The sequence below is a fragment of the Neomegalonema sp. genome (assembly GCF_028688855.1).
GTDB lineage: Bacteria > Pseudomonadota > Alphaproteobacteria > Rhodobacterales > Rhodobacteraceae > Neomegalonema.
Window position 1 is genome coordinate 33,494 of sequence record NZ_JAQTXI010000006.1, and the last position, 12,078, is coordinate 45,571.

Consider the following 12,078-nt stretch of genomic DNA (forward strand, 5'->3'; position numbering starts at 1 on the left):
CCTGCGCCGCCGACATCATGGGCGCGCGAGGTTAAAATTCCGGGGAGGCCCGATGATCGGCGGCCTGATGCTGCTCATGACGGTCGGCGCCATGGCGCTGATCCTGCTCTGGGCGGACAAATACGACGATCTGGCCGATTCCGCGCCGCGCGGCGGCTTCTTCTCCATGACCGCCGGACGCGCCGGGCCTCTGGCGGGCAAGCGCCGTCGCTTCGGCAAGGGCGGGGCGGGGATGCAGGAGCCTCCGCCCGCCGTGGGGACGGCCCGCCGCAAGGCGCAGGAGCGTTGGGGGCCTCCGGAGCCCGCCGCGGGCTCCAGAGGGCGCCGGCCTCTGGCGATGCTCCACGAGGCGGAGGCCGCCGTGATCGCCGCCGAGATCGCCGAAGCCGAGCGCGATCCTCTGGAGGGGCGCCGCCGCAGGCCCGCCCCCGACGAAGAGGAGCTGATCCTCGAAGTCCCCTTCTTCGCCAGAGGCAAGGCCGAACGCGAAGCCGCCGACCTCGCGGCCGAGGAGGCGGCGCGGACGGCTCGGGCCGCCGCCGGGGAGGCCGCCCGCGCGGCTCTCGCCCGTCGCGAGGCCGAAGCCCTGGAGAAGGCGCGCCGACGCTTCGGAGGCCTCTCGTGACCACGCCCAAGGACAAACCCATGCGGATTCTGACCATCGCGGGGCTCTGGCCCGATTCCACGCGGCCCAATCACGGGATCTTCGTGGAGAACCGCCTGAGCCGCGTCCAGGCGACGGGCGAGGCGAGCATCCGGGTTCTGACGCCCGTTCCCTGGTTTCCCTTCCGGGGCGCGCGCTGGGGGGAATACGCGAAATTCGCCGCCGTCCCCGACCGCGAGACGCGCGGCGCGATCACGGCGGATCATCCGCGTTATCTCATGCTGCCGAAGATCGGGGCGCGCGGCCAGCCCGACGCGGTCTATCGCAGCCTGAGCCGTCGGGCGCGGCGGCTGATCCGCGAGGAGGGCGCCTTCGACCTCGTGGACGCGCAATATTTCTATCCCGAAGGCCCGGCGGCGGCGCGTCTGGCGGATGAGCTGGATCTTCCTTTGGTCGTCACGGCGCGCGGCTCGGACGTGAGCGAGATTCCCCTCGTCCATCCCTTCGCCCGGCGCCGGATTCTGGAGACAGCCGCCCGCGCCGAAAGGATCGTCACGGTGGCGGCGGCCCTGAAATCGGCGCTGGTGGATCTGGGGGCGGAGGGCGCGAAGATCCGGGTCCTGCGCAACGGCGTGGATCTCGAAGCCTTCCGCCCGCCCGAGGATCGCGCCAAGGCTCGGGCGCGCTGGGGAATCGAGGGCGATGCGCCCTTGCTGGTCTCGGTGGGCGCTCTGGTCGAGCGCAAGGGGCATCATCTGACCCTCGAGGCTCTGGCGGGTCTGCCCGGAGCGCGGCTGCTCGTCGCGGGCGCCGGGCCGGAGAAGGCGGCGCTTGAGGCGCAGATCAAGGCCTTGGGCCTGGAGGGCAGGGCGCGTCTGCTCGGGCCGGTGCCGCACAAGGATCTGGCCTTGCTCTATGGCGCGGCGGAGGCCTCCATTCTGGCCTCCAGCCGCGAGGGCTGGGCGAACGTGCTGCTGGAATCCATGGCCTGCGGGGCGCCCGCCGTGGCGACGCGGGTCTGGGGCGCGCCCGAGGTGGTCGCGGCCCCCGAAGCCGGACGCCTCGCGCCCGAGCGCAGCGCCGCAAGCATCCGGAGCGCCGTGGCGGATCTCCTCGCGGCTCCGCCGGACCGGGCCGCGACGCGCGCCTACGCCGAGCGCTTTTCCTGGGAGGAGACGGTTTCGGGCACGCTGGCGGTCTTGCGCGAGGCCATCGCCGCCCGCGCCGACCTGAAGGCGGCGTAGCCCTTGCGGGCGGCCTCCTCCATTTCGAGCAGGAGCCGCCGCCTCCGGACCGCCAGAGCGACCATCTCCGGCCCCTCCATCCCGAGATTGCGCTTGTAGCGGTAGTCTCCGGCCATGAAGTCATAGGCCGCGAAGCCCTGCCGGAGATAGCGCTCCGCCGCCAGGGCGTGAGCCACGAGTCCCGGCTTCAGCCGCTGATCTCCGGCGTAGGCGAAGCCGCCCATGTAGAACAGCGCCCGCCGACCCTCGGGGCGCTCTTCGAGGAAATTGTAGATCCAGCCGAAAGAGACGCCTCCCGCGCTGACGCGCAGGATCTCCGCCTCTCCCGAGGCCGCCGAGAGCAGGCGCTCCTGCATCCGCACGAGGAAAGGGCGTCCGAAGGCGCCGGGTTCGCCGCGCGATTCCCAGCGCGCCTGATGATGGGGCCGCATCTCCTCCCAGAAGGCCAGAAGTTCGGCGGGCTCGCGGGCGGCCTCCAGCGCGAGGGGCCCTTGCGCGGCGTAGAGCTTCAGGCTGCGGCGGATCTGCTCGCGGGTGCTCTTGCCCAGCGCCCCGAGATAGCCGCCGAGATCCTGAACGCCCTCCGCCCGCAGGGCCGCGAGATCCACATGGGCCGCCCGCGTCTCGGAGAGCCGCCGCAGCGGCAGTCCGAGCGCGCCGAAGCGCGCCGCCTGCTCCGGCGCGAGCCCCGAGGCGGTCAGTTCGTCCCAGAGGGGTGCGCGGGCCTCGATCAGCCCTTGCAGGCCCGCCGCCCAGACCTCCGCCTCCAGCCCGGCTTCGGCGAGGATCCCGTTATATTCGATCCCGACGGCGTCCTCCTCCTCCGCGCCCGAGCCGTGCAGCGCGAGCCGCCGCACCTTCATCCCCCGGCGCCGCTCGACGCAGGCCCCCCAGAGCGAGAGCCCGACCACCCGGCCCTCATGCTCGACCCGCAGCAGCCAGAGCGGCGCCGAAGCCAGAGCCGCCCAGGGCCCGATCCAGCTCCAGCTGAGGAAGAAGCCGCCCCCGGCCCGGCCTTCGAGATCGCGCCAGAGCGGCGCCAGCGCCTCCAGAGAGGCGAGAGCTTCGAGGCGGACCCGCATGTCTTGACCCTCCGGATTAAGCCGACGTCGGAAATTCTCCTCTGACGAAAACAAATCTTCATGAAGCTTTCGTGCAATGGGGCGGCGCGGCTCCGGTCGCTCCGGCGCGCGATCCGGAGGCCGGAGAACCGGCTTCCGGGCGAATCGCGCGACCTCATCAGAAGCTGGCTCCGCATGCGCCCACATGTCCATCGCCTCGCGCCGCCCTTCCAGCGCCTGGAGCTTCCGGCTTCTTCGCCGCCGCTCTGCCTGGTGACGGTGGACACCGAGGAAGCCTTCGACTGGCGCGGTCCTTTCCGCCGCGACTCGCGCGACGTCTCGAATCTGGCCGAGCAGGGCCGGGCTCAGGAGATCTGCGCGAGATTCGGCGCTCCTCCGCTCTATCTGACCGACTGGGCCGTGGCCCGCGACGCGGCCTCCGTGCGCCTTCTGGGCGACTGGGCCGAGGCGGGGCTCTGCGAGATCGGGGCGCATCTGCATCCCTGGATCACGCCGCCCCACGAGGAAGGCGGCTCGCCGCGCGAATCCTTCGCGGGGAATCTGCCCCTCGCCCTGGAGCGCGCCAAGCTGACCGCCCTGACCCGCGCTCTGGAGGAGGCCTTCGGGCGTCGTCCGCGGGCCTATCGGGCGGGGCGTTACGGCCTGGGACGGCGCACGGCGGGACTCCTGCGCGAACTGGGCTACGGGGCGGATCTCTCCGCGACTCCCCGCCGCAGCTTCGCCGCCGAGGGCGGCCCCGACTTCAGCCGCGCGCCCGAAGGCCCCTTCTGGCTCGACGGCCCCGGCGGAATCGTCGAGATTCCCACCACCGAGGGCGTGGCCGGATTCCTCGGGGCGCGTCATGGCGAGGCTCTGGCGGGGGTGTTCGATTCGCCTCTGGCCCGAAGCTTGCGTCTGCCCGCCCTGCTGGCGCGCTCCGGCGCGGCGGAGCGGATCCGCCTCTCGCCGGAAGGGACGCGCACGCGCGATCTGCGGCGTCTGGCGCGGGCGCTGCGCGCGCGGGGAGAGCGGGTCTTCGTGGTGAGCTATCACAGTTCTTCGCTTCAGGTCGGCGGCTCGCCCTATGCTCCGGACGCCGCCGCCCGCGACGCCCTCCTGCGGCGTCTTGAGGAGATCTTGACCTTTCTCCGCGAGGAGATGGGCGCCGGATTCCCTTCGGCCTCCGCTCTGGAGGCGGCCTTGCGGGCCGCGCCCCTGCGGAGCGCCGCCCCATCGTCTCCGGCGGGAGAAGCCGCCGCGCACAGCGAAAATTTAACCCGGGCCGCCTAGCATGGCCCCGCGCCGAAGCTCCCTCCGCAGGCGCGACCACATGAGGATCTTGCGATGATTGCGCGGCGCTTTCCGGTTCTTGCCGTCCTGATCACGACGCTCGTCGCGCTTGCGGGCTGCGGGGGCGTCTCCTCGATGTTCGGCGGCGATGGGGGCCTCAAGGCGCCTTCCACGGGGATTCTCGCGCCGGCGCCGGTGGTGGCGAGCACCCCGCAGCTCCTGACGCCGGAATCGCCGAACTACCGGCTCGGGCCGGGCGAGAACATCCAGATCTTCGTCTGGCGCGCGCCGGAGCTTTCGACCGTGGTGCCGATCCGTCCGGACGGGCGCTTCTCCATGCCGCTGGTGGAGGATCTCCCGGCGGCGGGCAAGACCCCGACCGAACTCGCCCGCGACATCGAGGACCGCCTGAAGGCCTATGTCCAGGATCCCATCGTCACGGTGATCGCGCAGGTCAACGGCGCGGGAGATCCGCGCCAGCAGGTGAAGGTTCTGGGCCAGGCGGTGAATCCCTCCTCGCTGTCCTACCGCTCGGGGCTGACGGCTCTGGACGTGGTGATCGCGGTGGGCGGGCTGACCGAATTCGCCGACGGCAACCGCGCCGTCCTGGTCCGCGAGGAGAGCGGACAGAAGGTCTCCTACCGGCTGCGTCTGGACGACCTCGTGCGCAAGGGCGACATCGCGGCGGATCGCCCGCTGATGCCCGGCGACACCATCATCATTCCGGAAAGCTGGCTCTGAGCCTCGGGGCGCGGGGCGGGGCCAGAAAGCGGGATCGGTCATGGGCGAACTGAAATTCCTCATCGGGCATTACCTCCACGAGATCTGGCGGCGGCGCTGGAGCACGCTGATCATCGCGTGGGTGGTGGGTCTTTCGGCCGCCTTCCTCGCGGCGCGGCAGCCTGACGTCTATTCGGCCCGGGCCACGGTCTTCGTGGACACCCGCTCGCTGCTGCACACGCTCTTCAAGGGCGAGGTGCATTTCGAGAACCCCGCCCAGCAGCTCGAGAACGTGCGGCGCCTGATGTACGCGCGGCCCAATCTCGAGAAGATCATCCGCATGACCGACCTCGACCTGACGGTCCGCGACGAGCGCGAGCGCGAGGCTCTGGTCAACAGCGTCGAGGAGCGCCTGAGCCTCGTGCGCGAGGGGCAGGACTTCTACCGGATCTCCTTCCGGCACGCGAACGCCGAGAAGGCCCGTCAGGTGGTGGCCACCATGGTGGACCTCTTCGTCGAGGAGGGCATTTCGCGCGGCTCGGGCGTCAGCTCCCAGGACGCCGAACAGGCCCTGCGCTTCGCCATGGAGCAGCAGGAGACCTCCGCCGCCCGCCTGCGCGACTTCGAGACCCGCCTCGCCGAATTCGAGCGCGAGAACCGCGAGGTGATCGCTCTGCCCGCCGCGCTGATCTCCGAGCGGCGGAGCCTGGAGATGGACCTCGCGCGGCTCCAGGGCGACCAGACGCTCTATCAGCAGGAGATCCGCGAGCTGGAGGCCCAGCTCCGGACGACCCCGCAGCAGGTCAAGACCGGCGAGGACGTGATCCGTCCGCCGCGCCGGATGCAGGAGCCGCCGCCCGCCACCGCGAAGACGCCCGTGCCCGAGGCCCTCCCCACCCTGGAGGAGCAGCGTTACGAGGCCGCCCGTCAGCGCGCCGCGGGCATGGAGCGCGAGATCCAGGAGATGCTCCAGCGCCTGACTCCGCAGCATCCGGACATGGTGGCCGCCCAGCGCCGCGTCGAGAGCGCCCGCATCGAGGCCGAGGGCCTGCGCGCCGCCGCCGACGCCTCGATCCAGGCGCGCAGCGGCCGGATCCAGGCCGCTCTGGAGCACAACGCCCAGGTGGACGCCGCCTATCGCGACTGGCAGATCCGCCAGATGCAGCCCGAGCCCGAACCCATCGTCAACGCGATCTACGGCGAGAATCCGGTCTACGCCCAGATCCAGGCGCAGATCGGCCAGCGCCGCAGCCGGCTGGCCTCGGTGGACCAGATGATCCAGACCGCCCGCGCCCGCCTGATCGAGGTGGGCGAGCGGCTCCAGCGTCAGCCCGAGGTCACCCAGACCTACGACCGCCTCGAAAAGGACGCCGGAGAGGCGCGCCGCGAACTGGCCTCCATCGAGGACAAGATCCGGCTCCTGCGCGCCACCAACGAACTGGGACAGCAGCAGGTGGTCAAGTTCACCGTCTCCGAATGGCCCAAGACTCCGACGACGCCCATCGCGCCCAACCGGCTGATCCTGTTCCTGGGCTCGGCGATCCTGGGCCTGGGGGCGGGTCTGGGGCTCACCTTCCTGCGGATCCAGATGATGGACACCATGCCGTCCATCGTCCACATGCGCGAGGCCTTCGACCTGCCGATCCTGGGCGGCGTCTCGCGGCTGGAGGATCAGAAGCAGGCGGCGGGGGCCATGCTCGGGAATCTGCTCTTCGTGGGGCTGGCCTCGCTCTTCGTGATGACCTTCGCCCTGCTGATCTACAAATACCACATCGCCCTGTGGCGACCTGATCTGGGCGCGATCGCCACTCAGGCGCGCGCGGTCCTGGGATGAGCCTGAACGAGGGAGTCCGGCCATGAGCGCGTCAGACGAGTTCGAGACTTCCCCGCGCCCTCGCGGCCAGAGCGCCGGCGAGGCCATGCGTCGGCGCCGCTTCGCCCGTCAGCTCGGGCTCGACGCCGAGGCGCCCGCCCGCGCCGAATCCGCCCGGCCCGAGCCGAACCGCGGCCGTTCGCCTGCGCCGCCCTTCGTCGGGCCTGCGCCCCAATTCCGCGCGCCCGCCGCGCCGCCTCAGGCTCAGGCTCCGGCTCCGGCCGCCGCTGCGCCTCCCGCTCCGCCGCCCCCTGCGCCTTCCGCGCCGGAGGAGGAGCCTTATAAGACGCATGATCCCGCGCCGCCGCGCGCCGCCGCCGATTCCGCGCGCGCCCGCAGCCTGGAGGAGGAGTTCCTCGCGGCCTTCTCCGAGGATCCGCCCGAGGCCGCTCCCGGCGCCGGAGAGGATTTCCTCTCGGAATTCGCCCGCGAGCCCGCGCCCGTCTCTCCGCCGCCGCCCCGTCCCGCTCCCGAGCGCCCTTCCGCGCCGGATTCCATCGTCGAGGCGGCTTCGCCCCTGAGCGACCTGCGCCGTTCGCTGAAGGAGCCGAAGGGCTCCCGCGTCTCGACCCGCGGCGAGCTCTCCGTGGCGCCCAGGGACGTCGACGGCCGCAAGCGCAGCCGCGAATTCGCGCTGAACTTCGACCGCCTCCGGAAATTCGGCTTCATCACGCCGAGCGCCCGCCGCTCGCGGCTCTCCGAGGAGATCCGCCTGATCAAGCGCCGCCTGATCCGCCGCATGACCCTGGAGGAGACGGCCCGCCGTCCCGGACAGATGCGCAGCCGCGCCCCGCGCGGACGTCAGCACGTGATCCTGTTCACCAGCGCCAAGCCCAGCGAGGGCAAGAGCTTCGTGGCGGTGAATCTGGCGCTCTCGATCATCCTCGACGAGGGGCTGAACGTGCTGCTGGTCGACGCCGACGCCGCGCGTCCGAGCCTCTCGAAGATCCTGGGGCTCAAGCCCAACCTCAAGGGCCTGACCGATCTGCTCGAAGAGGCCCGCCATGGCCGCAGCGACGTCAGCGGGCGCATGCTGCGCACTCCGGATCATCCGCTGACCTTCATCCCGGCGGGCGAGGCTGTGGAATCCGCCACCGACCTCTACGGCGGCGACGCCATGCGCAGCCTGATGGCCGATCTCGCCGACCGCTATTCCGACCGCATCATCCTGATCGACGGCCCGCCGCTCCTCGCCAGCACCGAGCCCGTGGAGCTGGCCCGTCACGCCGGACAGGTGGTCATGGTGGTCGACGCCGAGCGCACCACCCGCAAGGCCGTGGAGGCGGCGCTGGATTTGCTAGGACCCGAGTGCAACGTGAATCTTGTGCTGAACAAGGCCACGGCCTCGGGTCGTCTGGAGCAGTTCGGCAGCTATTATGAGGCCTACGCCAATGACAGCGCTCCCCGGAAACCCTGACCGCCGCCCGGCGCGGAAGGCTCTGAAGCTCCGCGCGAGCGGGCTGGCCCTGACCTGCGCGCTCGGGGTCTGCGCGCCGGGCGCGGCGCCCGCCTTCGCCGAATCCCGTTTCTGGACCGAGCCCGCGCCGTCTCAGGCCGGGACGCTCGGGCCCTCCGGCGTGGAGTCGGGCGGGGTGGTGCTGACTCCCGACATGAGCGCCGGATTCGCCGCGCCTCCCGGCGCCGCGCCCGCCGCCCCGGGCCCCGCCGCAGGGCCTGCGGCGCCCACCGCCCGTCGGCTCTGGAAGACCAGCGTCCGGCCCTACGCCTCGACGGAGGTGACCGTCACCGACAACGCCGGGCTCGATCCGCGCGGCGAGGAGCGTTCCGACACGGTGCTCACCGGCACGGTGGGCCTGCGGGCGACCGTCGAGGGGACTCGGGCGAAAGGCTCGCTGAACTACGCCGCCCATTACGACCATTACTTCGAGGACACCAACGACGACGGCCTGCGTCATGATCTGGCGGGCGCGCTCTCGGCGACGGTGGTTCCGGGGCTGCTCTACCTCGACGTGGCGGGCTCGGCGGCGGAGAGCTTCGCGCGGGGCGAAGGCCGCTATTCGCTGAATCCCGTCGCGGGACGCAACGACCGCGAAAGGGTCTATTTCGGTTCGGTCAGTCCGGCCCTGCGCCAGAATCTGGGAGGCTGGGCCAACGCCGAACTGCGCTACACCCACGCCCGCAGCTTCTACGAGGACGGCGAAGAGGCCGACGAATGGATGCACGGCTTCAGCGGCGCCCTGGTCTCCGATCCGCGGCGCTTCCAGAAGTTCGGCTGGGGCTTCTCGGCCGCCCACATGATCTATGACGACGAAACCGACGACAAGCGCCGCGCCTCGACGGTGGGCGGCTCGGTCGAGGTTCCGCTGACCGCGAAGCTCGCCGGAATGGGCGCCGCAGGCTACGACCACGTGCGCGGCTCCAGCCTCGACGAGGACAAGGTCGGCGGCGGCTACGTAAACCTCGGCGCGCGCTACGTCCCCAACCGCCGCATGAACATGGACGCCTACGTCGGCTGGCGCAATCAGGGCCTCGATTACGGCGCGAACCTCCGCTACGCCCTGGCGGAGCGTCTGGGGATCTCGGCTTCGGCGGGGCGCTCGGTGGAGTTCCTCGACTTCGGCGGCGCGCCCTACGCCCTGCTCGACGCGGGCGCGGACGAGGCGGGGAATCCGCTCTACCGCTCGGCGCAGGGCGGCCTGACCTCCAACCGCGCCGAGGCTCTGGCGGTGAGCCTGGCGGACGGCTCCCTGCGTCTGGCGAGCGATCCGGCCTTCAGCCGCCAGACTCAGGACGCGGTGGTCGATTCGGCGACGCTGGCGCTCTCGGGATCGAGCGGCAAGACGGGCGTGAGCCTCGTGGGCGCCGCCATGCGCCGCGACTACGGCGGTCCGCTCGACGACGACGAATGGACCCTCACTCTGGCGGGCGCGGTGAACCGCGACCTGACGTCGCGCATCGGCGTGGACGCCTCGGCGGCCTTCATCCTCTACGCCCCGGACGATCCCCGCCTGACGAAGGAGCGGACGCTGTCGTTCGGTCTGGGCGCGTCCTATCGGATTACGGAAATTGTCAACGCTTTCGCGCGATACACTTACACACGACGCTTCTCCGATTCGCCTCAGGACGAATATCGCGAGAATGCGGGCGTGCTGGGTTTGAGGGCGGATTTCTAACGCGCCGCCGCGAACTCTTCTCCGGGCGGCGCGCGAAACGGTCAGCAAGCGCCGCCGCGGGGGCGGGACGAACGGCATCAGGGAGTCGGACGACGCGATGTATGAAGAATATTACGGCCTGTCGGCCTGCCCCTTCCGCCTCACGCCCGATCGCCGGTTCTGGTTCGGCTCGGAAGGCCATCGCAAGGCGATGTCCTATCTGAAGTACGGGCTCTATCAGGGCGAGGGCTTCATCGTCATCACCGGCGACGTCGGCACGGGCAAGTCGACCCTCATCAGCCAGCTCTTCGAGGAGCTGGATGAAAACGACGTGGTGGCGGCCACCATCGGCACCACGCAGGTCGATCCCGAGAACGTCGTCCGCCTGATCTGCGACGCCTTCGGGGTGCAGCCCGCCTCCGACGACAAGGCGAGCATGCTGACCGCCTTCGAGCAGTTCCTCGTCGAGCAGAACCAGTATGGGCGCCGCGTCCTGCTGGTGGTGGACGAAGCCCAGAACCTGCCGATGCGCACGCTCGAAGAGCTGCGCATGCTCCAGAACTTCACGCTGGGCGGACAGCCGCTGTTCCAGATCTTCCTCGTGGGCCAGCCGCAGTTCGCGCGGACTCTGGCGCATCCGGATCTGGCGCAGCTTCTCCAGCGCGTGACGGCCTCCTATCGCCTCGAACCGATGACCGAGCAGGAGAGCAGCGAATACGTCATCCACCGCCTGGAGATGGTGGGCTGGCAGGGGAACCCGACCTTCACGCCTCAGGCGCTCGCGCGCATCTACGTCGAGACGCGGGGCGTGCCGCGCCGGATCAACACTCTGGCCAACCGGATCATGCTCTTCTCGGCGCTGGAGGAGCTCACCGAGATCACGCCCGAGACCGTGGAGACGGTGGTCGCCGACCTCAAGAAGGAGGCCTTCGCCGCCTCGCGCCCCGCCGAGGGCGCGCCGGAGAGCCAGGGCGCTCCGGTGCCTCCGGGACATCCGGCGCATGCGGCTCAGGTGGCTGCGGCGGCCGGCCTCGGGCCGGACCCGGCGCTGCTGGCGGCGGTCAACGCTCTGGCCGGACGCATCGGCCTGCTGGAGTCCCGCGCCGAGGATCACGATCGCGCGATCCGCGAGATGATCGAAATCGTCTCGACCCTGCTCGAACAGAGCCTGGCCGAGGAGCCGCCGCGTCGCGCAGGCGGGTTTTGACCCCCCGCGACGCGCCGGAGCCGGGAACGGAAGGCCCCGGGCCTTCCGCCCGTCCCCGCGCCGGAACCGACGCCGTCACGCCCCGCGCCGGGATCGGGGCCATGGCCCCCCGCGCCGGACTCGGCGCCATGACGATCGACGTGGAGGAGCATTTCCACGTTTCGGCCTTCGCGGGCGTTCTGGACCGGGCCGACTGGCCGAAGCAGGAGAGCCGCGTCGAGGCCAACACCCACCGTCTGCTCGACCTCTTCGCCGCGCATGAAGCGCAGGCGACGTTTTTCTGTCTGGGCTGCGTGGCGCGGGCGGCTCCGGGATTGATCCGGCGCATCGCCGCCGAAGGCCATGAGCTGGCCAGCCATGGCGACCAGCATTTCCGCGTCTTCGAACAGAGCCGCGCCGAATTCGCCGAAGACCTCCGCCGGGCGAAGGGCGCCATCGAGGAGGCCGGAGGCCAGGCCGTGACCGGCTATCGCGCCCCGAGCTTCTCCGTCGACGCGCGCAGCCCCTGGGCTTACGAGGTCATGGCCGGGACGGGCCACGCATGGTCCTCCAGCTCGCACCCCATCAAGCACGATCATTACGGCGACCCCACCGCCCTCCGGACGCCTCATCGCGAGCCCAGCGCGGGAATTCTGGAGATTCCGGTCTCCACGCGGATGTGGCGCGGTCGTCGCCTGCCTTTCGCGGGAGGCGGGTTCTTTCGTCTGGCGCCGCTCGCCTGGACGCGCTCCGGCCTCGACGCCTATGCGCAGGAGTTTGGAATCGCGCCGAATTTCTACCTCCACCCCTGGGAGATCGATCCGGATCAACCACGCCTTAAGGGCGCGCCGTTAAAATCGGCCTTGCGCCACAGGATCGGACTCGGCCGCGCCGAATCCCGACTTGCGGCGCTCCTCGCCGAACGCCGCTGGCGATCCATGCGCGAAGCTTGCGCGGACGGGATCGGGGCGGCCTGACTCCGGAGCC

The 12,078-nt window shown here is 70.8% G+C and carries 10 protein-coding genes; 9 read left to right on the plus strand and 1 reads right to left on the minus strand.

The window, feature by feature from the left end; translation table 11 throughout:
- Positions 1–52 precede the first annotated feature (52 nt).
- Both PHN62_RS05985 and PHN62_RS05990 read left to right on the plus strand, forming a co-directional pair.
- Positions 53–625, plus strand: a complete 573-nt coding sequence (locus PHN62_RS05985; protein WP_300147694.1) for a hypothetical protein — start codon at positions 53–55, stop codon at positions 623–625.
- Positions 622–1,848, plus strand: a complete 1,227-nt coding sequence (locus tag PHN62_RS05990) for a glycosyltransferase (RefSeq protein ID WP_300147697.1) — start codon at positions 622–624, stop codon at positions 1,846–1,848. Before PHN62_RS05985 ends, PHN62_RS05990 begins: the two co-directional genes overlap by 4 nt.
- On the opposite strand, the gene PHN62_RS05995 is transcribed toward PHN62_RS05990, so the two are convergent.
- Complete coding sequence (locus tag PHN62_RS05995) at positions 1,752–2,930, minus strand: GNAT family N-acetyltransferase (RefSeq protein WP_300147700.1); 1,179 nt, start codon at positions 2,928–2,930, stop codon at positions 1,752–1,754. The genes PHN62_RS05990 and PHN62_RS05995 overlap by 97 nt on opposite strands.
- A gap of 174 nt (positions 2,931–3,104) precedes the next feature.
- On the opposite strand from PHN62_RS05995, the gene PHN62_RS06000 reads away from it, so the two are divergent.
- The 7 genes from PHN62_RS06000 (at position 3,105) to PHN62_RS06030 (ending at position 12,068) form a co-directional block, all read left to right on the plus strand.
- On the plus strand, positions 3,105–4,199 hold the full coding sequence (locus tag PHN62_RS06000; RefSeq protein ID WP_300147703.1) for a hypothetical protein: 1,095 nt from the start codon (positions 3,105–3,107) through the stop codon (positions 4,197–4,199).
- Between the two features lie 54 nt (positions 4,200–4,253).
- The gene (locus tag PHN62_RS06005; RefSeq protein WP_300147706.1) at positions 4,254–4,940 is read left to right on the plus strand and encodes an XrtA/PEP-CTERM system exopolysaccharide export protein; all 687 of its coding nucleotides are present in this window, start codon (positions 4,254–4,256) and stop codon (positions 4,938–4,940) included.
- A gap of 40 nt (positions 4,941–4,980) precedes the next feature.
- A complete protein-coding gene (locus PHN62_RS06010; RefSeq protein ID WP_300147709.1) occupies positions 4,981–6,753 on the plus strand; it encodes a hypothetical protein in 1,773 nt (590 codons plus the stop codon).
- A gap of 22 nt (positions 6,754–6,775) precedes the next feature.
- Positions 6,776–8,209, plus strand: a complete 1,434-nt coding sequence (locus PHN62_RS06015) for a P-loop NTPase (protein ID WP_300147712.1) — start codon at positions 6,776–6,778, stop codon at positions 8,207–8,209.
- Complete coding sequence (locus tag PHN62_RS06020) at positions 8,184–9,926, plus strand: TIGR03016 family PEP-CTERM system-associated outer membrane protein (protein ID WP_300147715.1); 1,743 nt, start codon at positions 8,184–8,186, stop codon at positions 9,924–9,926. Before PHN62_RS06015 ends, PHN62_RS06020 begins: the two co-directional genes overlap by 26 nt.
- Positions 9,927–10,023: 97 nt before the next feature.
- Positions 10,024–11,112, plus strand: coding sequence for an XrtA/PEP-CTERM system-associated ATPase (locus PHN62_RS06025; RefSeq protein WP_300147718.1), 1,089 nt, complete (start codon positions 10,024–10,026; stop codon positions 11,110–11,112).
- Positions 11,113–11,213: 101 nt separating this feature from the next.
- Positions 11,214–12,068 (plus strand): XrtA system polysaccharide deacetylase, encoded by an 855-nt coding sequence (locus tag PHN62_RS06030; RefSeq protein WP_300147722.1) that lies wholly within the window; start codon positions 11,214–11,216, stop codon positions 12,066–12,068.
- Positions 12,069–12,078 lie beyond the last annotated feature (10 nt).

Bases quoted from the DNA above. Each gene is read 5' to 3' on its own strand.
- PHN62_RS05985 (WP_300147694.1), top strand. From the start codon at position 53: ATGATCGGCGGCCTGATGCTGCTCATGACGGTCGGCGCCATGGCGCTG.
- PHN62_RS05995 (WP_300147700.1), bottom strand. From the start codon at position 2,930: ATGCGGGTCCGCCTCGAAGCTCTCGCCTCTCTGGAGGCGCTGGCGCCG.
- PHN62_RS06000 (WP_300147703.1), top strand. From the start codon at position 3,105: ATGCGCCCACATGTCCATCGCCTCGCGCCGCCCTTCCAGCGCCTGGAG.
- PHN62_RS06005 (WP_300147706.1), top strand. From the start codon at position 4,254: ATGATTGCGCGGCGCTTTCCGGTTCTTGCCGTCCTGATCACGACGCTC.
- PHN62_RS06010 (WP_300147709.1), top strand. From the start codon at position 4,981: ATGGGCGAACTGAAATTCCTCATCGGGCATTACCTCCACGAGATCTGG.
- PHN62_RS06015 (WP_300147712.1), top strand. From the start codon at position 6,776: ATGAGCGCGTCAGACGAGTTCGAGACTTCCCCGCGCCCTCGCGGCCAG.
- PHN62_RS06020 (WP_300147715.1), top strand. From the start codon at position 8,184: ATGACAGCGCTCCCCGGAAACCCTGACCGCCGCCCGGCGCGGAAGGCT.
- PHN62_RS06025 (WP_300147718.1), top strand. From the start codon at position 10,024: ATGTATGAAGAATATTACGGCCTGTCGGCCTGCCCCTTCCGCCTCACG.
- PHN62_RS06030 (WP_300147722.1), top strand. From the start codon at position 11,214: ATGGCCCCCCGCGCCGGACTCGGCGCCATGACGATCGACGTGGAGGAG.